The organism is Streptomyces sp. NPDC043952, from assembly GCF_056435325.1.
This window is the reverse complement of the sequence record NZ_JBWKES010000009.1, coordinates 161613-182911: the sequence shown is the minus strand read 5'-3', so window position 1 is coordinate 182911 and position 21299 is coordinate 161613. Positions and strand designations below refer to the sequence as shown.

At 73.6% G+C, this 21299-nt stretch carries 18 protein-coding genes; 3 read left to right on the top strand and 15 right to left on the bottom strand.

All coding sequences use genetic code 11. The annotated features are described in order from the left end of the window. Nucleotides 1–6: 6 nt before the first annotated feature. Genes AC069R_RS13695 through AC069R_RS13685 form a run of 3 tightly spaced genes read right to left on the bottom strand, consistent with a single transcriptional unit; the run spans nt 7 to nt 2866 of the window. Entirely contained in the window at nt 7–825 is an 819-nt protein-coding gene (locus tag AC069R_RS13695; RefSeq protein WP_478767005.1) for an ABC transporter permease, read from the bottom strand. Beyond that, nucleotides 810–1709 carry an ABC transporter permease gene (locus AC069R_RS13690; protein WP_478767004.1) on the bottom strand — a complete coding sequence of 300 codons (900 nt, stop codon included), beginning with the start codon at nt 1707–1709 and terminating at the stop codon, nt 810–812. Before AC069R_RS13690 ends, AC069R_RS13695 begins: the two co-directional genes overlap by 16 nt. Further along, nucleotides 1706–2866, bottom strand: a complete 1161-nt coding sequence (locus AC069R_RS13685; protein WP_478767003.1) for an ABC transporter substrate-binding protein — start codon at nt 2864–2866, stop codon at nt 1706–1708. The genes AC069R_RS13690 and AC069R_RS13685 overlap by 4 nt, the downstream gene beginning before the upstream one ends. A gap of 230 nt (nt 2867–3096) precedes the next feature. Here AC069R_RS13685 and AC069R_RS13680 point away from each other — a divergent pair, with 230 nt between their 5' ends. Next, nucleotides 3097–3837 carry a GntR family transcriptional regulator gene (locus AC069R_RS13680; RefSeq protein ID WP_478767002.1) on the top strand — a complete coding sequence of 247 codons (741 nt, stop codon included), beginning with the start codon at nt 3097–3099 and terminating at the stop codon, nt 3835–3837. Between the two features lie 181 nt (nt 3838–4018). Here AC069R_RS13680 and AC069R_RS13675 read toward each other — a convergent pair whose 3' ends face one another. The 4 genes from AC069R_RS13675 to AC069R_RS13660 all read right to left on the bottom strand — a co-directional run bounded on the left by AC069R_RS13675 (nt 4019) and on the right by AC069R_RS13660 (nt 8060). Continuing rightward, complete coding sequence (locus AC069R_RS13675) at nt 4019–4471, bottom strand: Lrp/AsnC family transcriptional regulator (RefSeq protein ID WP_397986937.1); 453 nt, start codon at nt 4469–4471, stop codon at nt 4019–4021. 14 nt (nt 4472–4485) lie between these two features. After that, on the bottom strand, nt 4486–5931 hold the full coding sequence (locus tag AC069R_RS13670) for an amino acid permease (protein ID WP_478767001.1): 1446 nt from the start codon (nt 5929–5931) through the stop codon (nt 4486–4488). A 96-nt stretch (nt 5932–6027) separates the two neighbouring features. Continuing rightward, entirely contained in the window at nt 6028–7470 is a 1443-nt protein-coding gene (locus AC069R_RS13665; protein WP_397986935.1) for a GuaB1 family IMP dehydrogenase-related protein, read from the bottom strand. 161 nt (nt 7471–7631) lie between these two features. Further along, the gene (locus AC069R_RS13660) at nt 7632–8060 is read right to left on the bottom strand and encodes a hypothetical protein (RefSeq protein ID WP_478767000.1); all 429 of its coding nucleotides are present in this window, start codon (nt 8058–8060) and stop codon (nt 7632–7634) included. A 130-nt stretch (nt 8061–8190) separates the two neighbouring features. Here AC069R_RS13660 and AC069R_RS13655 point away from each other — a divergent pair, with 130 nt between their 5' ends. After that, nucleotides 8191–9876 (top strand): translation initiation factor 2, encoded by a 1686-nt coding sequence (locus AC069R_RS13655; protein WP_478766999.1) that lies wholly within the window; start codon nt 8191–8193, stop codon nt 9874–9876. Here AC069R_RS13655 and AC069R_RS13650 read toward each other — a convergent pair. From AC069R_RS13650 to fmt, 7 genes are all read right to left on the bottom strand, one after another. Next, a complete protein-coding gene (locus AC069R_RS13650) occupies nt 9865–11814 on the bottom strand; it encodes a hypothetical protein (RefSeq protein WP_478766998.1) in 1950 nt (649 codons plus the stop codon). The genes AC069R_RS13655 and AC069R_RS13650 overlap by 12 nt on opposite strands. A 215-nt stretch (nt 11815–12029) precedes the next feature. After that, on the bottom strand, nt 12030–12362 hold the full coding sequence (locus AC069R_RS13645; protein WP_478766997.1) for a barstar family protein: 333 nt from the start codon (nt 12360–12362) through the stop codon (nt 12030–12032). Then, a complete protein-coding gene (locus AC069R_RS13640) occupies nt 12359–12850 on the bottom strand; it encodes a guanyl-specific ribonuclease (RefSeq protein ID WP_478766996.1) in 492 nt (163 codons plus the stop codon). The genes AC069R_RS13645 and AC069R_RS13640 overlap by 4 nt, the downstream gene beginning before the upstream one ends. A gap of 564 nt (nt 12851–13414) precedes the next feature. Then, entirely contained in the window at nt 13415–14458 is a 1044-nt protein-coding gene (locus tag AC069R_RS13635) for a sugar-binding transcriptional regulator (protein ID WP_478766995.1), read from the bottom strand. Nucleotides 14459–14548: 90 nt separating this feature from the next. Next, nucleotides 14549–15235 carry a ribulose-phosphate 3-epimerase gene (gene rpe, locus AC069R_RS13630; protein ID WP_478766994.1) on the bottom strand — a complete coding sequence of 229 codons (687 nt, stop codon included), beginning with the start codon at nt 15233–15235 and terminating at the stop codon, nt 14549–14551. Nucleotides 15236–15409: 174 nt separating this feature from the next. Continuing rightward, a complete protein-coding gene (locus AC069R_RS13625; RefSeq protein ID WP_478766993.1) occupies nt 15410–16828 on the bottom strand; it encodes an RsmB/NOP family class I SAM-dependent RNA methyltransferase in 1419 nt (472 codons plus the stop codon). Between the two features lie 258 nt (nt 16829–17086). Further along, the gene (gene fmt / locus AC069R_RS13620) at nt 17087–18019 is read right to left on the bottom strand and encodes a methionyl-tRNA formyltransferase (protein ID WP_478766992.1); all 933 of its coding nucleotides are present in this window, start codon (nt 18017–18019) and stop codon (nt 17087–17089) included. A 282-nt stretch (nt 18020–18301) separates the two neighbouring features. Between fmt and AC069R_RS13615 the strand changes: the two genes are divergently transcribed. Next, entirely contained in the window at nt 18302–18850 is a 549-nt protein-coding gene (locus AC069R_RS13615) for a hypothetical protein (RefSeq protein ID WP_397986928.1), read from the top strand. 77 nt (nt 18851–18927) lie between these two features. Here the strand turns inward: AC069R_RS13615 and AC069R_RS13610 are convergent, their stop codons facing one another. Then, nucleotides 18928–21093, bottom strand: a complete 2166-nt coding sequence (locus AC069R_RS13610) for a primosomal protein N' (protein ID WP_478766991.1) — start codon at nt 21091–21093, stop codon at nt 18928–18930. Between the last annotated feature and the right edge of the window lie 206 nt (nt 21094–21299).

Here is a 21299-nt window from a genome sequence, read left to right as displayed (position 1 = left end):
TGTTGGTCATCCCCGGGAAGGAGCGGTTCGGTTGCGTCCGCCGCCGACGCCGGCGAGCGCGAGGAGCAGGGCCCAGGTGACGAGCAGGCTGAGCACGGACACGGCGACGGACATCTGGGCCTGGTCGCTGCCGACGTTGTAGATCCATACGGCGAAGGGCTGGTAGCCGAGCAGCTGGGCGACGGTGAACTCGCCGAGGACCAGCGCCAGCGTGAGGAAGGCGGCGTTCAGCAGCGCCCCGCGCAGATTGGGCAGGACGGCCCGCACCAGCGCCTTGGGCCAGGAGGCGCCGCAGCTGCGGGCGGCCTCCACCAGGGTGCGCACGTCGATGGCGCGCAGGCCCGCGTCCAGCGCCCGGTACACGAAGGGCAGCGCCATCACGACGTAGGCGAGGACCAGGACGACGGGGAAGCTGGGGTTCTGGATCGCCACGAAGGTCTGGAACAGCGGGGTCCGGGACAGATGGTCCGGGCCCCACTTGAGCACGGTGACGATGCCCGCGACGAACGCGATGGGCGGCACCACCAGCGGCAGCGAGCAGACCACCTCGACCACGGGCCGCAGCCGGGGCGCGCCGAGCCGCAGGGCGACCACGGCGGGCACCATCAGCAGCAGCACGACCACGATGGTGGCCACGGCCAGTTCCAGCGACAGCAGCAGGCTGGAGACGAAGCCGCCGGTGGAGAGGATCCTGGTGTAGGCGTCGAAGCTGATGCCGTCGGGGTCGTCCACCGTGAAGACCACGGAGGCGGCGAGCGGGACCAGGAAGTACAGGGCGGCGAGGCCGAGGACGGCCCACCGCCAGGGGGTCAGGCGTCGAGCCATCGGGCGCTCCGGCGTTGCAGGGGCAGGTACACGGCCATCACCAGGCCGGCCACCAGGACCATGTCGAGGCTGAGGGCGAGGGCGACGTTCTCCTGCCCGACCAGGACGTTGCCGGACAGGGCGTCGGCGATCTGGAGGGTGACCAGCGGTACCGCGCTGCCGACCATCGCGGCGGCGGTGGCGTAGGCGGCGAAGGCGCTGCCGAACAGCAGCACGAACCCGCCGAGCAGGGAGGGCGCGAGCACGGGCAGGGCCACGTGCCGCCAGTACTGCACGCCGGTGGCGCCGTTGTTCAGCGCGGCCTCCCGCCACTGGGCGCGCAGGCCGTCGAGGGCGGGGGTGATGGTGAGGACCATCAGCGGGATGAGGAAGTACAGGTAGACGAGGACCAGGCCCCAGAAGCTGTACAGGTCCCAGCCGCTGTCCTTGAGGCCGAGGTGCAGGGTGAGCACGCCCGCGTTGCCGAGGGTGGCGACGAAGGCGAAGGCGAGCGGGACGCCGCCGAAGTTGGCGAGCACCCCGGAGGCGGTCAGCACGGCCTCGCGCAGCGCGCGGGAGCGGGAGCTCGCCACGGCCTGGGCGAGCGGCAGCCCGAACAGGGCGCCGAGCACGGCGGAGACCGCGGACAGCTTGACGCTGCCGAGCAGGGCGGTGAGGTACGCGCCGTGCAGCGAGGCCGTCATGTTGGCGCCGGTGTAGGAAGTGGCGCCGGTGGTGGGGTCCTTCGTGGTGAAGGCGCCGTCGAGGATCGCGAGGGCGGGCAGGCCGAAGGCGATGGCGGTGAAGACCAGCAGCGGCAGCACGGCCAGCCAGCCGGGGGCGCGGCGCCGCCGCTTCGCCGAAGCGACGGGCACCACGTCCGTACGGGGCAGGGCGGTGGTCATCCGGAGACGGCCTTACCCCAGCCCTGGGCGATGACCGTCTTGGCCTTGCTCTGCTCGGCCTCGGTCGGGAAGGACGCCGTCCCGGTGACCTTGGGCAGCTTGGCGGCGGCCGTCTTGTCGAGGGTGCCGGCCGACTCCATGGAGGTCATCAGGGCCGGGCGCGCGTAGCCCTTGAGCCACAGGTTCTGGCCCTCGGTGCTGTACAGGAACTCCTGCCACAGGCGGGCGGCCGCGGGGTGCGGGGCGTCCTTGGTGATGGCCTGGGAGTAGTACTGGGCGTACTGGCCGTCGCTCGGGACGACGACCTTCCAGTCGAGGCCCTTGGACTTGAACTCGTCGGCGTAACCGGCGTTCAGGTAGTCCCAGTCGATGGAGATCGGGGTCTCGCCCTTCTCCACGGTGGCCGGGGTGGACTCGACCGGCGTGTAGTTGCCGTTCTTCTTCAGCTTGGCGAAGAAGTCCAGGCCGGGCTGGATGTCGTCGAAGGAGCCGCCGTTCGCGAGCGCCGCCGCGTAGACGCCGCCGAAGGCCGAGCCGGACTTGGTGGGGTTGCCGTTGAGCGCGACCTGGCCCTTGTACTGGGGCTTGAGCAGGTCCTTGAAGGTGGTCGGGCACACCTTGACGCGCCCCGCGTCGCAGCCGATGGAGATGTAGCCGCCGTAGTCGTTGTACCAGCGGGCCTGCGGGTCCTTCTGGCCGGCCGGGATGTCGCCGAAGGAGGTCACCTTGTAGGGGGCGAGCAGTCCCTGCTGGGCGGCGCTGAGGGCGAAGGAGCTGCCGAGGTCGAGGACGTCGGGGGCGCGGTCCTGGCCCTTGCGGGAGGTGACGGCGTTGATCTCGTCCTGGCTGGAGCCGTCGGGGCTCTCGTCCTGGATCTTGATGCCGTACTTCTTCTGGAAGGCGTCGATGATCGCGCCGTAGTTGGCCCAGTCGCGGGGCACCGCGATGATGTGCAGCGACCCTTCCTTCTTGGCCGCCTTGACCAGGGCGTCCATGCCGCCGAAGTCGGCCGCGGAGGCGGCGGTGGCGGCGCTCTTGCCGTCCTTGGTGGTGGTCGACGCGTTGTCGGGGGCGGCGCCGCAGGCGCTCAGCGCGAGCGCGGCGACGACGGCGAGGGAGCCGCCGAGCACGGCGTTTCTCGGCAGGGACAACTTCACGGTCTCTCCAGGGGAAGCACGGGGGTGAGGTGCTACGGGGGTTTGCGAACCCGCTCGACAAACTTGTCTGAACAAGTCGGCCTCAGTACGCCCGCCTTCGGTGTCCTGTCCGTGAACACGGAGGGAACAGAAGCCGCCGTTTCCCTGCACAGTTACGGCTCACCCGGAAGACTGTGAAACGTCGATTAGGCTGGTCACGCTGTGCACAGCCGCCTACGCAGAGGGGAAGCATGACGGCGCGACACGAGGAGATCGCCGACGAGCTGCGCCGCGCGATCGACCGCGAGCAGTACACGGTCGGCAGCCGGCTGCCCTCGGAGTCGGAGCTGGCCGCCCGCTACGGCGTCTCGCGCGGCACGGTCCGCCAGGCCGTCGCCGCGCTCACCGCGGAGGGGCTGATCGGCTCCCGTCAGGGCGCCCGCCGGGTGGTCCTCGCGAGCCGCCGCAGCCAGAGCTTCGAGGAGCTGCGCAGCTTCGCCCAGTGGGCCCGCGCGATGGGCCGCGAGGCGACCGGGCACGTGGTCGAGCAGACCTACCGCCCGGCCACCCACGAGGACGCCGTCCGCCTCCAACTCCCCTTGCGCACGCCGGTGTTGCACGTACTGCGGCTGCGCGGTCTGGACGGCGACCCGGTGCTGCTCGAACGCACGGTCTACGCCGACTGGATCTCCCCCGCCGTCGAGTCCATCGAGCCCGACTGCCCCTCCGTCACCCAGCGCCTGTACGACGACACCGGCCTGGTCTTCGCCTATGGCGAGCACATCATCGACGCGGTCGCCTGCGGCGCGCGCGACGCCGAACTGCTGCGGGTGCGCCGCACGAGCCCGCTGCTGCGGGTGCGCCGGGTGACGACGACGCGGGAGGGCCGGCCGGTGGAGTGGTCGGACGACCGGTACCGGCCGGATGCGGTGACGTTCAGTGTGCACAACTCGATCGGCAACAATGCGCTGGCGCGGAAGGCGGCGGGGTAGGTCTCGGGGGGGTCTGTGCGGGTGCCGGGTGCGGGTCCGTCCGTGGCCGGTCGCGCAGTTCCCCGCGCCCCTTTCGGGGCGTCGAACTGCAACCCCCTCAAGGGGCGCGGGGAACTGCGCGAGAAACCACGACGGACCCGCACCCGGCATCCGGACCGCACCCCCCGACCCGGCATCCGCTCTATCCCGGCGCCCCCGAGGAAAACCTCCGCAGCAGCGGCGACAGCACCAGCACGGACTTCGTCCGCTCCACGAACGGCTCCCCCGCGATCCGCTCCAGCACCCGCTCGAAGTGCCGCATGTCCGACGCGAAGACCTGCGCGATCGCGTCCGCGTCCCCGGTGACCGTCGACGCCGACACGACCTCCTGGTACCGCTCCAGACCCCGCAGGATCGTCTCCGGCGAGGTGTTGCTGCGGCAGTAGATCTCGATGTACCCCTCGGTCTCCCAGCCGAGCGCCGCCGGATCCACCCGCACGGTGAAACCGGTGATCGCCCCGGTGGCCCGCAACCGGTCGACGCGGCGTTTCACCGCGGGCGCGGACAGTCCGACCAGTTGCCCGATGTCCGCGAAGGAGCGGCGGGCGTCCTCGGCGAGGGCGTGCACGATGCGTTCGTCGAGATCGTTCAGCACAGCAGGTGGTTCACTTACTTCTTGGCGAGTACTTCTTCAGCGAGACGGGACCGGCGGAAGCCGTATACGAAGTAGAACACGAGCCCGACCGCCAGCCAGACACCGAACACCGTCCAGGTCACGGCGGACAGGCTGCCCATGAGCCAGACGCAGAAGAAGAAGCCGAGCGCGGGCAGCAGCGGCGACAGCGGCACCCGGAACGTGCGCCGCATCCCCGGCCGCGTCCGGCGCAGCACCACGACCGCCACATTGACGAGCGCGAAGGCGAACAGCGTGCCGATGCTGGTGGCGTCGGCCAGCTGCCCCAGCGGCACCGCCGCGGCGAGGAGGCCGCAGAACAGGGACACGATGACGGTGTTGGCCCGCGGGGTGCCGCTCCTCGGGTGCACCCGCTCGAAGATCCCCGGCATCAGGCCGTCGCGGGACATGGCGAACAGGATGCGCGTCTGGCCGTAGAGCACGGTCAGCACCACACTCGCGATGGCGATGACCGCGCAGAAGGCCAGCAGGGTCGCCCAGAAGCGCTGTCCGGTGACGTCCCGCATGATCTGGGCGAGCGCGGCCTCCGAGCCGCTGAAGGAGCGCCAGGGCCGGGCGCCGACCGCGACGGCCGCGACCAGCACGTACAGGGCCGTCACGATGACCAGCGACAGCATGATCGCGCGCGGCAGGTCACGCGGCGCGTCCTTCGCCTCCTCCCCCGCGGTGGAGGCCGCGTCGAAGCCGATGTACGAGAAGAACAGCGTGCCGCCCGCCGCGCTGACCCCGGCCATGCCGAGCGGCATGAAGGGCGTGTAGTTCCCGGCCCTGACGCCCATGAGGCCGACCGCGCAGAACAGGATCAGCGCGGCGATCTTCACGCACACCATCACGGTGTTGACCCGCGCGGACTCCCTGGCCCCGCCGAGCAGGAACACCATGGCGAGGAGTACGACGATCAGGGCGGGCAGATTGAAGACGCCGCCGTGGCCCGGCGGGGCGGACAGGGCGGCCGGGAACGCGAAGCCGACGGTGCCGTCCAGCAGCTCGTTCAGGTACTGGCCCCAGCCGACCGCCACCGCGGCGACCGAGACGCCGTACTCCAGCAGCAGGCACCAGCCGCAGACCCAGGCGATCAGCTCGCCCATCGTGGCGTAGGCGTACGAGTAGGAGGAGCCGGCGACCGGGATGGTGCCCGCGAGTTCGGCGTAGGACAGGGCCGAGAACAGCGCGGTGAGTCCGGCGAGCACGAAGGACAGGATGACGGCGGGGCCCGCCTTGGGGACGGCCTCGCCGAGGACCACGAAGATGCCGGTGCCGAGCGTGGCCCCGATGCTGATCATGGTCAGCTGCCAGAGCCCGAGGGAGCGCCGCAGCGCGCCGCCCTCGCCCTGACCGCCCTCGGCGACCAGGAGCTCCACGGGCTTGCGGCGCATCAGGCGCGCACCGGGGCCCGCGGGCGGCTGCTGACGTGTGATCATCGCCGTCCACGGTACGACACGTGACGGAACGCCGCGCTCCGGTCACCGGACGCCTTCGGCCCCCGCCGGTCGCGGCGGGGGCCGAAGGGCGCGGGATCAGCTCCAGCTGGCGTGCAGCGGCTTGCCCTCGGCGTATCCGGCCGCGCTCTGCACGCCGACGATGGCACGCTCGGCGAACTCCTCCAGCGAACCGGCACCCGCGTAGGTGCAGGAGGAGCGGACGCCCGCGATGATCGAGTCGATCAGGTCCTCCACACCCGGACGGGCCGGGTCGAGGAACATCCGCGAGGTGGAGATGCCCTCCTCGAACAGCGCCTTGCGGGCGCGGTCGTACGCCGACTCCTCCGACGTGCGGTTGCGCACCGCGCGGGCGGAGGCCATGCCGAACGACTCCTTGTACGGGCGGCCGTTGGCGTCGTGCTGGAGGTCGCCCGGAGACTCGTACGTACCGGCGAACCAGGAGCCCACCATCACGTTCGAGGCGCCGGCGGCGAGCGCCATGGCCACGTCGCGCGGGTGGCGGACACCGCCGTCGGCCCACACGTGCTTGCCGTACTTCTTCGCCTCGGCGGCGCACTCCAGCACGGCGGAGAACTGCGGCCGGCCCACGCCGGTCATCATCCGGGTGGTGCACATGGCGCCGGGGCCGACCCCGACCTTGATGATGTCCGCGCCCGCGTCGATCAGGTCCTTGACGCCCTCGGCGGAGACGATGTTGCCCGCGACGATGGGCACCTGCGGGTCGAGCGCGCGCACCACCTTGATCGCGCTGATCATCGACTCCTGGTGGCCGTGCGCGGTGTCGATGACGAGGGTGTCCACGCCCGCGTCGAGCAGTTCCTTGGCCTTGCCGGCCACATCGCCGTTGATGCCGACGGCGGCGGCGATGCGCAGCCTGCCCTTCGCGTCCACGGCCGGGGTGTACAGCGTGGCGCGCAGGGCGCCCTTGCGGGTGAGGATGCCGGCCAGCCTGCCGTCCTTGTCGACGGCGGGGGCGTAACGGCGGTTGTGCGCGTCGAGGGTGTTGAAGGCCTCGCGCGGGTCGATGTCCGCGTCCAGCAGGAGCAGGTCCTTGGACATGACCACTTCGAGCTGGGTGAAGCGGTCGACGCCGGTGAGGTCCGCGTCGGTGACGACACCGATGGGCCGCCGCTCGCCGTCCACCACCACGCCCGCGTTGTGCGACCGCTTGGGCAGCAGTGCGAGGGCGTCGGCGACGGTCTGGTGAGGGGCCAGCACGATGGGGGTGTCCAGCACCAGGTGGCGGCTCTTGACCCAGGAGACCACGTCGATGATCACATCGTTCGGGATGTCCTGCGGGATGACCACGAGGCCGCCGCGGCGGGCCACGGTCTCGGCCATGCGGCGCCCGGCGATGGCGGTCATGTTGGCGACGACGAGCGGGATGGTCGTTCCCGTGCCGTCCGGCGAGCTGAGGTCCACACCCTGCCGCGAGCCCACGGCGGAGCGGCTCGGCACCATGAACACGTCATCGTACGTCAGGTCGTACGTGGGCCGGATGTCATTGAGGAAACGCACGTGCCGCACATCCCAGTCGTTCAGAGGTGACCCCCCGACGGGTGCGCCAGGGGGAAAAGAGCACGTACTTCATTCTCCCATGCCCCGCCCCCGCCCGTCTCCGGGCGGAACCTCCAGCGCGGCCGCCCCGCCTTCGGATGATCCGCCGAAGGGGCTCCCGGTCAGTGCAGCGCGATGCGCGCCTCCCGCAGGAAAGCCTCGCGGGCCCTGTCCAGCGCGTCCGGGCGCCCGTCGCGCCGCACCTGCTCCAGGAGCGCCGTGGCGGCGGCCGCCACCTCGCCGGGGCCTTCCAGGAGTACCAGGTCGTGGGCGCGCTGGAGGTCCGCGCGGTCTCCGGGACGCCCCTCGCCGGTACGGCGGGTCTCGGTAACGGCGCCGACCGCCTCCAGGAACCGGACGTACGCCTGCCGCCGCTGGTCGTGGACGCGCGCCGCCCGCTGCTCGGCGGTGCTCAGCCGCAGCGCCTCCAGGGCGGCCGCCGCCTGGCGCTCTCCGGCCTCGCGGGTGGAGCGCGCCGAGATGACGTTGCCGCCGAGCGCGGCGCCGGCGCCGATGAGCGCGGCCAGCAGGGCGATGAGCCACTCGTTCATGGAGTGCATTCTGCATGGACACGGCAGTTCGCCGGGCCGGTTCGGCCGTCCTCGGTACGATCACCTGGCCGACCCGGCGCGTCCCGGCACCCCGCGCGGGAGGAGCACGCCAAGCAGACGGGAGAGTCAGGTGAAGGACGGGCGGGCGACGGGCGAGGAGCGCACCGTCCTCTTCGCCGCGCGGTCGCAGAACGCCCTGCACCGGCTGCTCGACACCCTCCCCGTCTTCGCGGGTGACGACCGGGTGCACCGCTCGTTCACCCTCATTCCGGGCTCCGCGTTCTCGCTGGACGCGCTCAGCGCCATCGACCGCGCGGGCGGCCGCACCCTCCCCTGGGCGGAAGCCCTCGACCAGACGTTCTCCCTGATCCTCGCCGCCAGCCCCAAGGGCGATCTGCACGCACTGCACGGACCCCGCGTCCTGCTCCCGCACGGCGCCGGGTTCAACAAGTCGGTGCCTGGTGAGGGCACCGAGGACTCCGCCTCCGGACTGGACCCCGCCCATCTGCTGCGGCCCGACGGCGCCCCACTCGCCACCCGGTACCTGTTCTCGCACCCCAGCCAGATCGCCCGGCTGATGCCGCTCAGCCCCGCGGTGGCGGCCCGTTCGACGGTCGTCGGCGACCCGCTGATGGAACGGTTCCTGGAATCCCAGGAGCGCCGCGACCGCTACCGCGCCGCACTGCGCACGGGCGCCCGCACCCTCGTCGTCCTGCTCTCCACCTGGGGCCCGGAGTCCCTGATCGGCCGCCGCCCGGACCTGCCTGCCGAACTCGCGGCGGCCCTCCCCCACGACGAGTACCAGCTCGCCCTGGTCCTGCACCCGAACGAGCGCGCCCGGCGCGGGACACTCGACCTCGCCGAGTACCTTGACCCCGCCCGCCAGGCCGGTCTGATCATGCCCGCGGTCCACGAGGAGTGGGCGTCGGTCGCCATCGCGGCGGACCTCCTCGTCACCGACCACGGCTCGGCGGCCCTCTACCCGGCGGCCCTCGACCGCCCGCTGCTCGGCGCCTACGACGGCGGCAGGGAACTGCTTCCCGGCAGCCCGATGGCCGACCTCCTCACCGGCGCCCCCCACCTCGCGCCGCACCTGCCCGGCCCGGACGCGGCAGCCCAGCTGGCCACGGCGCTGCGTGCACATCGACCGGGCAGCAGCCGCGCCCTCGCCGAGCCGGCCTTCGCCGAACAGGGCCGGGCGCTCGACCGACTGCGGGAGACCCTGTACGACCTGCTGGACCTCACCCCGCCCGACCGCCCCGTCCTGCCCCGCCTGCTCCCCGACCCGGCACCGGCACCGCTCGCACCCGCCGCCTTCGTGGTCCGCATCGAGTACGACGACCACGGCACTCCGCGGGTGCTGCGGCACCCCGCGCATCTCGTGCCGCCCGCGCCCGCGCACCACCTGGCCGCCGAAGTGGGCGCCGCGCACCGCCGGTTCACCCAGAGCGCGGCCCTGCTGCACCGCCGCGCGGGCGACCACCCCGGCGCACCGCCGGTGTCGGCCGACGAGTGGACGCTGCGCACCCTCGCCGACCATCCCAGCGGCCACCGCACCGCCGCGATCGTCCTCTCGGCCACCCACTGCCTGCTGCGCTACCGCTCAGGCCCGCTCCTCTCCGTACGGCTCGGCCCGTACGGAGCCGAACGCCGGCCCGCACCGGTCGACCCGGTGGCCGTCCTGTCGGCGGTACATGCCATGCTGCTCGCGGGACGGGATGACACGGCCACCCGCTTGGTCTGCGCGGTGGGCCCCCACAAGGTGACGGCCCACCTGTCCCCGGCCACCGCCGAGGAGTCCGCCCTACCGGTCTGACGCCACCGGGCCGAGTCCCAGCCGCTCCCACAACTCCCGCGCCGCCGTCCGGTGTTCCGCCGCCTCGGCCTCCTCGCCCAGGCTCGCGGCGAGTTCCGCGAGGGCGTCCAGGACCCTGGCCTCGTCCCGCACGCCCCGCACGGCGCGTGTCCGCTCCAGCGCCGCCCGGTAGCGCGCGCCCGCCTCGTCGCCCCGGCCGAGCCGGGCGTACACCCCGCCGAGGGCGAACTCCGCGCGCCCGGTGAGCCGGGTACGGCCGTCGGCGGCGAACTCGTCGCGGGCCCGCTCCAGCAGTTCGGCGGCTCGCTCCAGTTCGCCCAGGTGCGCGAGGGCCTCGCCCAGCCGGTACCGCTGGAGGGTGGCGCCGTACGCGTTGCCGATCTCCTCGTGCACCGCGCCGGACGCCTCGAACTTCCGTGCCGCGGCCGCCCAGTCGCCGCGGACCGAGCCGAGCATGCCCAGGAACTCCTGGGTGGAGGCGGCGAGTTTGCGCTCCCGCGCCGAGCTGCCGAAGGCGCCCTGGACCGTAGACCACGCCTGCGTCAGCTGCCGTTCCGCCTCCTCGAACTCGCCCTGCTCCCACAACGGCCGGGCCAGCTGGCAGCGCATCCGGACCAGCAGCGGGAGATCGCCGGCCTGCTGGGCGGCGGCCACGCCCCTGCGGAAGGCATCGATGTGGTCGCCGTAGTGCGGGTGGTGGAGGAAGTGGGTCCACAGGGGCTCACAGAGCGCGGCCGCTTCCGTGAGGCCCCAGTCCCCGCCCCCGGCGGTGCCGACGGTGTGGGCGACGCGGACGCAGCCGAACAGGGTGTGCCGTTCGGCCTCCAGCCAGTGGTAGGCGCGGGCCGCCGACCCGCCCTGGACGTCTCCGGGCTGTTCGAAGAGCACATCACGGGTGCCGGGCACCGGCGGCACCTCGGCCGCCACCCTCAGGCGCGGTCCGGCCGCGGCCAGGTCCGCGCGTTGGGCCTGGCGCAGACACCAGCGCACGAGCCGCCGTAGCGCCTCCTCGCGCTCGCCCTGGTCGCCGTACGTCTCCGCGCGGCGGCGGGCGTGGGCGCGCAGCAGCTCCGGAAGGCGCTCGCGGCCGTCGGCACCGCGGCCGTCCAGCAGTCCGGCGGCGCGCAGCTCGGCGAGCGCGTCCTCGGCGGTGTCGAGGTCCCGGCCGAGCAGGACGTCCACGGCGGCGAGGGTGAAGGAGGGGCCGGGGAAATGGCCCAGCAGCCGGTACAGGCGGGCCGCGTCGGAACCGAGGCTGTCGTAGGCCGCGTCCCACACCTGTTCCACCACGGGGATGCCCTTCTCCCTCAGTTCGGTGCCGAGCCGGTCGAGGAGCCGGGCCAGCGGCGGCTCCTGGTGGCGGCGCAGCCAGTTCCCCGCGGTGTGCAGCGCGGCCGGAAGCCCCGAGCACAGGTCGAGCAGCCGGCGCGTCTCCTCCGGCTCCACGGCGAGACGGGGGTCCTTGGTGACCCGCTCCAGCAGTTCCAGGGCGTCGGCGGGGTCGAGCGGCGCCAGCGGAAACTCGGTGGCCGCGCCGGCCTGGAGGTCGTACAGCGGCCCATGGCTGGTGACGATCACCAGGCTGTCGCCCGAGGCGGGCAGCAACGGTTCCACCTCGGCGCCGTAACGGGCATTGTCGATGACGAGCAGAAGCCGCTTGCCGTGGGTGAGCGACCAGTACTGGCGGGCCCGCTCCCGGAACACGGGCGCGACCCACTCCGTGCCGAGCGCGCGCAGCAGCTCGCCGAGGACGTCGGCGACCTCCACGGCACCGTCACGGCGTACCTCGTCCAGGTCGACGTAGAGCACGCCGTCCGGGTGGTGCTGCCGCAAAACGCGGGCGAGGCGGAAGGCCAGTTCGGTCTTTCCGGTGCCTGCGTGGCCGCGCAGCAGCAGGCACAGCGGACGGGTGCCGCCCTCGGCGGTCTGCCGATCCATGACCAACTGCCGGGCTCGCGCCTGTTCCCGCTCACGGTCCACAAAGTGCGCCGGCTCCGCCGGAACCTGATACACCACGTCTGACTGGCCCCCGTCCCGCATCGCTCGGCATCACCACGAGCCTATCGGCAAAGGGGAGTTGGCATGCCGTGATACGGGGGTGTCGGCAGGACGGGTGTGGGCCGGGGACGGCGCGCCGGCCGGTGCCGGGGCCGTCAGGCCAGTGCGAGGGCCACCGTGAGCGGGGCGGTGAGCGGGGCGGTGCGCTCGCTCGCCTCGGTGAAGATCTCGCGGGCCACCCGCCATTCGTCGGGCCATGCCCGCGCGTACGGCTCCCACTCCGTGACGACGAGCAGCAGCCCGCGCCCGGCCGCCTCGGCCGGCCAGACCGAGGGGTCGCAGAGGCTGTCGAGGAGTGCGTCCCAGTTCCGGCCGAACCAGTCGGGCAGGCCGAGGGCCCGCGCCACGGCGTCCATCAGGCCGGACTTGTCCGCCACCCCGGTGAGGTCCAGGGTGACGATCCGGCGGTCCGCGAGGTTCCCGGTCATCTCAGCACCGCCCGGAACGAGTTGTAGTGATCATCGGTGTAGTAGAACTCCCCGCCTTGTCCGGTGATGATGCGCCGGGCCCCGCGGTCGCGTGATCCCGGTGTCGGCACGGTGTACTCGTGGTAGTAGCCGCGCTGGTGCTCGGGCAGCTGCCGCTCGTAGTTCCCGAAGACGATCCCGTCCCGTGCGTAGGGATAGGGGCCGCCCCGGTCGATGAGCGCCAGCGTCCGCCGTGCCTCGGCCGGCAACCGCGACGCGGGCACGGTCGCCATGCCCCTGGCCCAGCCGGGCGTGGCGGCAGAGCTGGAGGCCGAGCCGGTACGCGTCCCCGTCGTGCCGTCACCCGTCGACGCCTTCGGCGAGCACCCGGCGAGCAGCACGGCGAGGACGACGAGCAGCCCCGCGAGCAGCCGGGACAGCGGGCGGCCGGACCGCCGGGTACGGGGCCGTTCGGACGCCGGGGCCGAGGGGCGGGACAAGGACAGCATGCGGATGATGCTGCCACGGCGGTCGCGGGTACGTCGCGGGTACGAGGACGCCACGAGCCGCCGCCGGGAGGGCCCGGCGGCGCGGGGCCGAGGGGAGGCGGCGGAGGGGCGGCGGCGGAGTCCGGACCGGGGCTCCGGGCCAGAACCTCGGGCCCAGAGGCTCCGGACCGGGGGCTTCAGGCCAGGGCTCCCCGTACCGCGCCGCGCGGTCAACGGTCGTAGCCGCCGGCCGATCCGTGGACTCCGGTCCGGCAGCCCTTCAGCCGCCCGCCCGTCGGCCGCCGTCGTCACCCCGGCGGCGGCGCGGGGGTCGAGGGGCGGCGGCGGAGTCCCGCCGGGGCTCCGGACCGGGACCTCGGACCCAGAGACTCCGGACCGGGGCTTCAGGCCAGGGCTCCCCGTACCGCGCCGCGCGGTCAACGGTCGTAGCCGCCGGCCGATCCGTGGAGTCCGGTCCGGCAGCCCTTCAGCCCCCGGCCGTCGGACCGCCGTCGTCACCCCGGCGGCGCCGCGGCCGTACCGCCGACAGCACGCTCCGCCGCGGACGGCCTCGCCCCGGTCCCCTCACTGCCCGTCGGGGTCCTGGCGGCTCAGGGCGGCCTTCGGCGTCGAGCCCGCCGTCATCAGGTAGTCCGCGGCCGAGGTGTCCGTGACCAGGCTGGTGACCAGCCCGGAGCGGAGCACCGCATCGATCGCGGCCGCCTTGCGCTGGCCGCCGGCGATCGCGACGACCTCCGGGATACGGCGCAGCTGGTCGGCCTTGACCGTGATGCACCGCTCCCCGAGGTCCCGCCCGATCCGGCGCCCCTCGGCGTCGAAGAGGTGCGCGGCCATCTCGGCGGCGACACCGAGCGAGGCGTAGTGCGCCCGCTCCTCGTCGCTGAGCATGTCGTGCACCGTCGAGATGCCCGGCTCCCAGGAACCGATGGAGACGCAGGCGACCGTGACCTTGTCGAAGTACTCGAAGGCGCGGGCGATCCCGGTCTGGTTGCGCAGGGCCGCCGCGGTGGCCACGTCCGGCAGCAGCATCGGCGCGTAGATCGGGTGGGCGTCGCCGCCCGACACCTGGGCGGCACGGCGCACGGCCTCGACCGAGCCGCGCTCGGAGGTACCGGCGTCGTACACCCCCGTCAGCTGCACCACCGTGCACGGCGGCAGCCGGTCCAGCGCCGCCGCCATGTGGATGGTGGAGCGGCCCCAGGCGAGGCCGAGCACGTCCCCCTCGTTGACCAGTTCGCCGAGCAGGTCCGCGGCGACCTCGCCGAGGTTCTCGGGGTCGGGGGTCTCCTCGGCCTCGGCCGGGGACTCGACCACGACGGCGTGCCGCAGGCCGTAGCGGGCGCGGAGCGCGTCGGAGCGCTCGGCGTCCAGCTCGGCCGGTACGCGGATCTCGATACGCACGAGATCCCGTTCGAGAGCGGTCTCCAGGACCCGTGCCACCTTGAAGCGGCTGACGCCGAACTCCTCCGCGATCTGGATCTTGGACTTGCCCTCAAGGTAGAAGCGGCGGGCCATGGCCGCCGCCTGGACCAGCTCAGCGGGTCCCATCCGCATGGCTGACCGGCCCGCCGACATACCCGACACGGCGATCTCCTCACTGCTGTTCACACTCTGGATTCGCCGTTCATCCTTGCAGATCCGGCGCAACTGATTAGCCCTGATGGGCGGCGTTCTCTCAACCGTTCACGTAGCCGTGGCTCAGTGGTCGCATGCCCAGGAGGCCTTGGCCGTGGCCGCCTCCGCACGGGCGCGCAGGGCACGCGCCGCCTCCGCCGGGTCCTTCGCCCCGTAGACCGCCGAGCCCGCCACGAACACGTCGGCGCCCGCCTCCGCGCACCGCTCGATCGTGGACTCCGAGACGCCGCCGTCGACCTGGAGCCAGAGCTGGAGGCCGTGCTTGGCGATCAGCTCACGGGTGCGGCGGATCTTCGGCAGCATGATGTCGAGGAAGGCCTGGCCGCCGAAGCCCGGCTCGACGGTCATGATCAGCAGCATGTCGAGTTCCGGCAGCAGGTCCTCGTACGGCTCGATCGGCGTCGCGGGCTTGAGCGCCATGGAGGCGCGCGCACCCTTGGCGCGGATCTCGCGGGCGAGGCGGACCGGGGCGGCGGCCGCCTCCACATGGAAGGTGACGGACGAGGCGCCCGCCTCCACGTACTGAGGAGCCCAGCGGTCGGGGTCCTCGATCATCAGATGGCAGTCCAGCGGGGTGTCCGTCGCGCGGGCCAGGGACTCCACCACCGGCACGCCGAGCGTGAGGTTGGGGACGAAGTGGTTGTCCATGACGTCGACGTGAAGGAAGTCGGCGCCCTGGACAGCCTTGGCCTCCTCCGCCAGGCGGGCGAAGTCGGCGGACAGGATGCTGGGGTTGATCTGCGCTGCCATGCCCCAAGACTGCCATGTCCGAGGCACTGATGTTCCCGTCCGTCCACAGGTGAGACCGTTCATCATACCGATCCGTTGTTTGTCGGATGGTGTTTCCGTCCCTGTGGATAACCGAGGGCGACGAAGCCGACGCATGCGGTGAAATGAGAACCGCGCAACCGATCCCCGCGACCGTCAGCCGGTCCTGCGGATCAGCGCGAGGTACATCGCGTCGGTGCCGTGCACATGCGGCCACAGCTGGATGTCCGGGCCGTCCCCGAGCGCGGGGACGCCGGGCAGCAGCGGCCGGGCGTCGACGAGTTCGGCGTCCGGGTACTGCTTGAGCACATCGGAGACGACCACCCGCGTCTCGGCGAGGTGCGGAGAGCAGGTGGCATAGCCGACCACGCCGCCGACGCGCACCGAGTCGAGCGCAGTGCGCAGCAGGGCGCGCTGGAGGGGAGCGAAATTGTCCAGGTCCTCGGGACGCCGGCGCCAGCGCGCCTCGGGCCGCCGGCGCAGCGCGCCGAGCCCGGTGCAGGGCACGTCCACCATCACCCGGTCGAAACTGCCGGGCCGCCACGGCGGCCGCGTGCCGTCCGCCGCGATGACCTGGTACGGCCCCGGATTGCCGGCCAGCGCCTTGGCCACCAGACCGGCCCGGTGCGGCTGCTTCTCCGACGCGAGGAGCACGGCACCCCGCTCGGCCGCGAGCGCCCCCAGCAGGGCCGCCTTGCCGCCGGGTCCGGCACAGCCGTCGAGCCACTTGGTGTCCGGCCCCTCCAGGGGCGCGTTGGCCAGCGCGAGGGCGACCAGCTGGCTGCCCTCGTCCTGTACCCCGGCGCGGCCCTCGCGCACGGCCTCGACCGCGCCCGGCTCGCCGCCCTCGGCCAGCCGTACGGCGTACGGCGACCAGCGCCCGGCCTCCGCGGCGTCCTCGCGCAGCAGTTCCCCGGTGGTGGCCCGGCCCGGCCGTGCGACCAGCGTCACCCGCGGCCGCTCGTTGTCGGCCGCGAGCAACTCCTCGATCCCGGCGCGCCCGCCGCCCAGGGAGTCCCACAGCGCGGAGACGATCCAGCGGGGGTGGGAGTGCACGACGGCGAGGTGGTCCTCGGGATCCTCGTCGTAGGGCGGCGCGACCTTGCCGATCCAGCCGTCCAGATCGTCCTGGGCGATCTTGCGCAGCACCGCGTTGACGAACTTGGCGCGTCCGTCGCCGAGGACGACACGGGCCAGCTCCACGGTGGCGGACACGGCGGCGTGCGTCGGAATCCGGGTGCCGAGCAACTGGTGCGCGCCGAGGCTCAGCACGTCCAGCACCGGCGGGTCGACCTCGCGCAGCGGGCGGTCCACGCAGGCAGCGATGACGGCGTCGTACGTCCCCTGGCGGCGCAGCGTCCCGTACACCAGCTCGGTCGCGAGCGCGGCGTCCCGCGCGTCGAAGTCGTCCTTCTCCCGCGCCTTGCGCAGCAGCGGGGGCAGCACCAGGTTGGCGTACGCGTCCCGCTCGTCCACCGCCCGCAGCGCCTCGAAGGCCAGGATGCGGACGGGGTCCTTCTTGGGACGCCGGTAGGGCTTGGCGGGCTTACGACCCCGCCGCGACTGCTCGCTCACGAAAAAGGTGCTCCGGTGGTGAAAAGGGGTATGTGGGCAAGCGTACGTCGAGGGGGGCGAGCGGGGGCGTGCGGGTATCGAGGACCGGGCTCGTCACCCGGCCGGCACCGGTCTCGGGCGCCGTTCGCACCCGGCGTACGTCGGTCCCGGACAACCAGCCGGGCCGGCGCCCGTCCTCTCACCGGCGTCCGCTCCCCGGACCGGCCGAGCGTGCCCGTGCGGACCCGGCCGGACAGGCATCCGGACTCACCCCGGAACTCATCCGCCCAGTGTCTCCCCCTCGCCGATCCGGGCGCCTCGGGCCCAGTCCGCGGCGCGCATCGGCTTCTTGCCCTGGGCCTGGACCCAGAGGAGTTCGACGGCGTGCGAGCCGGTGCCCACATGGACGCTGTTCTTGCCGACGGCGAGGTGGCCCGGCGCGAGGTCGGTGCGCTCGGGCACCGGGGCGACCTGGATGAGCTTGAGCCGTTCGCCGCGGAAGGTGGTCCAGGCGCCGGGCGCCGGGGTGCAGCCGCGCACGACCCGGTCGACGCGCAGCGCGGGCGCCGTCCAGTCCACCTCGGCGTCCTCGACGTTGATCTTCGGCGCGAGGGTGATGCCCTCGGCGGGCTGCGGTACGGCCTTCAGGGTGCCGTCCTCGATGCCGTCCATGGTGGCCGCGAGCAGCCCCGCCCCGGCGAAGGCCAGCCGGGTGAGCAGGTCGCCGCTGGTGTCGGTGGGCCGGATCTCCTCGGTCACCGTCCCGTACACCGGTCCCGAGTCCAGGCCCTCCTCGATGAGGAAGGTGGACGCGCCCGTGATCTCGTCGCCCGCCATCAGCGCGTGCTGCACGGGCGCCGCGCCGCGCCAGGCGGGCAGCAGCGAGAAGTGCAGGTTGACCCAGCCGTGGGCCGGGATGTCGAGGGCGGCGCGGGGCAGCAGGGCGCCGTAGGCGACGACCGGGCAGCAGTCCGGGGCGATCTCCGTGAGCCGCGCCAGGAACTCGGGGTCCCGCGGCTTGGCCGGCTTGAGCACCTCGATGCCGGCCTCCTCCGCACGCTCGGCCACGGGCGACGCGACCAGCCTGCGGCCCCGGCCCGCGGGGGCGTCGGGCCGGGTGACGACGGCGGCCACCTCATGCCGCCCGGAGGCGAGCAGGGCGTCCAGGGCGGGTACGGCGACCTCGGGGGTACCGGCGAAGACGAGCTTCATGGGCGGGATCGGGCCTCTCGGGCGGGGATCGGACGGGCAGCGCACCAGTCTATGACCGCCCGGCATCCGGCACCGCGCGGTGCACGGCCGCGGTCAACTCGCCCGGCGCGCGGGCCCGCTGGAAACGGGCGGCGCGCGGGTGGTGCGACGGCGTACGCATATGCCCGCACGCCCCCACCCCGTGACCAGCGGAGCGCAGACGCGTTGGTCAAGAGAGAGTTGACCACATAGGGCCGCTTCGGCCGCCCGATTCCTTTCAACGCCGGTTCGAGAGGCTTGTTCATGGCCGACCATGCAACCCACGACGCCCAGGCTCGGGCCAGCCTGCACTTGCTGGTGCGGGACATCGAGCGGGTCCGCCGGCAGGTGGACGCACTGCGCACGCTCACCGCCCAGTTGGGCAACGTCTACCGTCCGCGCCGCACCGGCCCGTCCACGGGCTTCGTCGTCTACGGACGCGCCCCCGCCCCGACCGTCCGCCTCGCCCAGGAGCTCCGGGACAGCGTCGAGACCCTGGTCACGGCCGCCGTGGACTTCGACCGCTCGCTGGGCTTCTCCTGGGACGCGGTGGGCTCGGCGCTCGGGGTCACCAAGCAGGCGGTGCACCGCCGTTACGGCGCCCGCCGCGCCGCCGCCCAGGCGGCGGCCGAGGCCGAGCGGACCCCGGAGCCGTCGGGCACCCGCACGCTCAATGTGAACTCCGGCCTGCCCGCGGTGCCGGTGCCGACGGTCCCCGCCGCCCGCTCCATGCCCACCCAGCCGACGGCGGGCAGCCCGACGCTCCGGGAGGACGCCCGCCCGACGGCCTTCCCCGGTCCGCGCAACGGCTGACCGCTCCCGCCCTCCCGGCAGCCTCGGGGAAATTCCGGGAGCGGGCCGGTCCTCCGGCACCGCTGGCTTCCCCGGCCTCACCCGATGTCCGGCGGATCGATCCGCACCCGCACCCGCGCCGCCTCACCGCTCCCCCGCGCCATCCGCGCGGCCTGTGCGGTCTTCAGCGCGGCGGCCAGTGCAGAGCCGCTGCCCGGCGGGACCCGCACCAGGGCCCGCTCCCAGTGCTCGCCGGGCGGCGGCGCCCCCGGCCTGCGGGGCCCGCCGGGCGGCGCGGGCGGCAGCGGCACCGGACCCAACACCTCGGCATCCGACGGCAGTTCGACCGCGGCGAGGAACTCGGCGACCGCCGCCGGTGTCCCGGACACGGCCGCCATCCGGGACACCGGCGGGAAGCCCAGCTCCGCCCGCTCGGACAGTTCCCGCAGCGCATGCCCGACGGGATCCCAGCGCACCAGCGCCTGTACGGGCCGCAGGGTCGGCTCGGCCACCACGACCACCGTGCCGCCCTCGCCCTGCGGCCGGACCAGCGCCCCCGCCGCGATCCACCGGCGCAGCGCGTCCTCACCGGCCCGCAGATCGGGTCGTACGAGCATGGCCCAGCCGTCGAGCAGCAGCGCCGCCGCGTAGCCGCCCTCGGCGACCGGTTCGGCGCCCGGCGTGCTCACCACCAGCGCGGGGGTGCCCGGCACTGTGTCCAGTACGTGTTCGCGGCCCGAGGTGCGCACCGGTACGGCGGGAAAGGCCCGGCCCAGTTCCTCGGCGGTGCGCCGGGCGCCCACCACCTGGGCGCGCAGCCGGAAGCCGCCGCACTCGGGGCAGTGCCAGGCGCCCTCCGCGCGCCCGCACCAGCCGCAGCGCAGCACGCCCGCGTCCTGACCCTGGAGCGGCCCGGAGCAGTGCGCGCAGCGCGCCGGGGCCCGGCACCGGTCGCAGGCCATGCGCGGGGCGTATCCGCGGCGCGGCACCTGGACCAGCACCGGCCCGTGCCGCAGCCCCTCACGGGCCGTCTGCCAGGCGAGGGTGGGCAGCCGGGCGGCGCGGGCGGCCTCGTCGCGGGCGAGGTCCTGGTCCCCTACGGTACGGACGAGGGGCGCGGACCGCCGTAGCTGCTCCCGGCCGGCGATCAGGGGGCGCGCCCAGCCGGTCTCGACCAGTTGGGCCGCTTCCACGGTGCAGGAGAAGTCGCCCAGCAGGAAGGCGCACTTGTCGAGGGTGGCGCGCAGCAGCAGGACGTCGCGGGCGTGCGGCTGGGGGGCGTGCTGTTCGCTGTGGCTGTCGTCGCCGTCGTCCCAGATCGCGACCAGGCCGAGGTTGCGCACCGGCGCGAACATGGCGGCGCGGGTGCCGACGACCGCGCGCACGGACCCGCGCCGTACCGCGAGCCACTGCGCGTACCGCTTCTCGGGCCCGGCGTCGGCGGTGAGCAGGGCATGGTGCCCCTGGCCGAGCAGGGCGGTCAGGGCGGCGTCGACGCGTGCGGCAGTCCGTCCGTCGGGTACGACGACGAGCGCGCCGCGCCCTGAGGCGAGCGTGGCGGCGACGGCGCGGGCCAGTTCCTCGCTCCACTGCGGGCCCGGCAGCGCGTGCCACACGGCGCGGGGGGCGCCGCCGTCGGCCAGGGTCCGCAGGAAGGCGCCGCCCTGTTCGTACCGCGTCCAGGGGCCGGGGTCGGGGGCCTCGGGGGGTGGCAGGGGCGCGGGCGAGGTGCGCTGTTCGGCGCGGGCGTTGCGGGGCGGTACGGCGAGCTGCAGGACGTCGGCGAGGCTGCCCGCGTACCGGTCGGCGACGGCGCGGGCGAGGCCGAGCAGTTCCTCGCCGAGCACGGGTTCGGGGGACACGACCTGGGCGAGCGCGGCGAGGGGGCCGGAGTAGTCGGACTCGGCCCGCCGTTCGATGAGGAAGCCGTCGATGAGGCCGCCGCCCTCGCGGCGGCCCTCGCGCACCCGGTGCCGTCCGGCGCCGAAGCGCACGCGCACCCTTACGCCGGGCTGTGCCTGTTCGTCCAGCTCGGCGGGGACCGCGTAGTCGAAGTACCGGTCGAGGTGCAGGACGCCCTTGTCGACCAGCACCCGCGCGACCGGCAGGTGTTCGGCGAGCGCGGCGCCCCGCCAGGTCCGCGGTTTGGCGCGGGGCGTCCTGGCCTTGCGCACGCTCTCCCGGATGAGCGCGAGCTGCTCCGGCGGCGCTCCTTCGGCGCCGCCCTCCCCGTCCGCTCGGGGCCCCCCGTTCTCGCTGCTCACGCCTGCATTCTTACCAAACCCGACTGACAACGGCCCGAGTCGCCGGTGCCCGTCCGAGATCAGCCCGGCCGCGGGCGCGCCGTACGGCGCTTCCGCCATAGACCCCTCGGCCACACCGCACCGTCCCCGGAGCGGCGGCGGGATTCGAACCCGCGAGGACGTCGAACGCCCAGAAGTAGCCGCGACCCGCACACCGGACGAGCACC

What these genes read in the sequence shown, in the direction of transcription:
- AC069R_RS13695 (WP_478767005.1), bottom strand. Translation starts at nt 825, where the DNA reads ATGGCTCGACGCCTGACCCCCTGGCGGTGGGCCGTCCTCGGCCTCGCC.
- AC069R_RS13660 (WP_478767000.1), bottom strand. Translation starts at nt 8,060, where the DNA reads ATGAACGAGTGGCTCATCGCCCTGCTGGCCGCGCTCATCGGCGCCGGC.
- AC069R_RS13650 (WP_478766998.1), bottom strand. Translation starts at nt 11,814, where the DNA reads ATGGATCGGCAGACCGCCGAGGGCGGCACCCGTCCGCTGTGCCTGCTG.
- AC069R_RS13680 (WP_478767002.1), top strand. Translation starts at nt 3,097, where the DNA reads ATGACGGCGCGACACGAGGAGATCGCCGACGAGCTGCGCCGCGCGATC.
- AC069R_RS13615 (WP_397986928.1), top strand. Translation starts at nt 18,302, where the DNA reads ATGGCCGACCATGCAACCCACGACGCCCAGGCTCGGGCCAGCCTGCAC.
- fmt (WP_478766992.1), bottom strand. Translation starts at nt 18,019, where the DNA reads ATGAAGCTCGTCTTCGCCGGTACCCCCGAGGTCGCCGTACCCGCCCTG.
- AC069R_RS13645 (WP_478766997.1), bottom strand. Translation starts at nt 12,362, where the DNA reads ATGACCGGGAACCTCGCGGACCGCCGGATCGTCACCCTGGACCTCACC.
- AC069R_RS13690 (WP_478767004.1), bottom strand. Translation starts at nt 1,709, where the DNA reads ATGACCACCGCCCTGCCCCGTACGGACGTGGTGCCCGTCGCTTCGGCG.
- rpe (WP_478766994.1), bottom strand. Translation starts at nt 15,235, where the DNA reads ATGGCAGCGCAGATCAACCCCAGCATCCTGTCCGCCGACTTCGCCCGC.
- AC069R_RS13640 (WP_478766996.1), bottom strand. Translation starts at nt 12,850, where the DNA reads ATGCTGTCCTTGTCCCGCCCCTCGGCCCCGGCGTCCGAACGGCCCCGT.
- AC069R_RS13670 (WP_478767001.1), bottom strand. Translation starts at nt 5,931, where the DNA reads ATGATCACACGTCAGCAGCCGCCCGCGGGCCCCGGTGCGCGCCTGATG.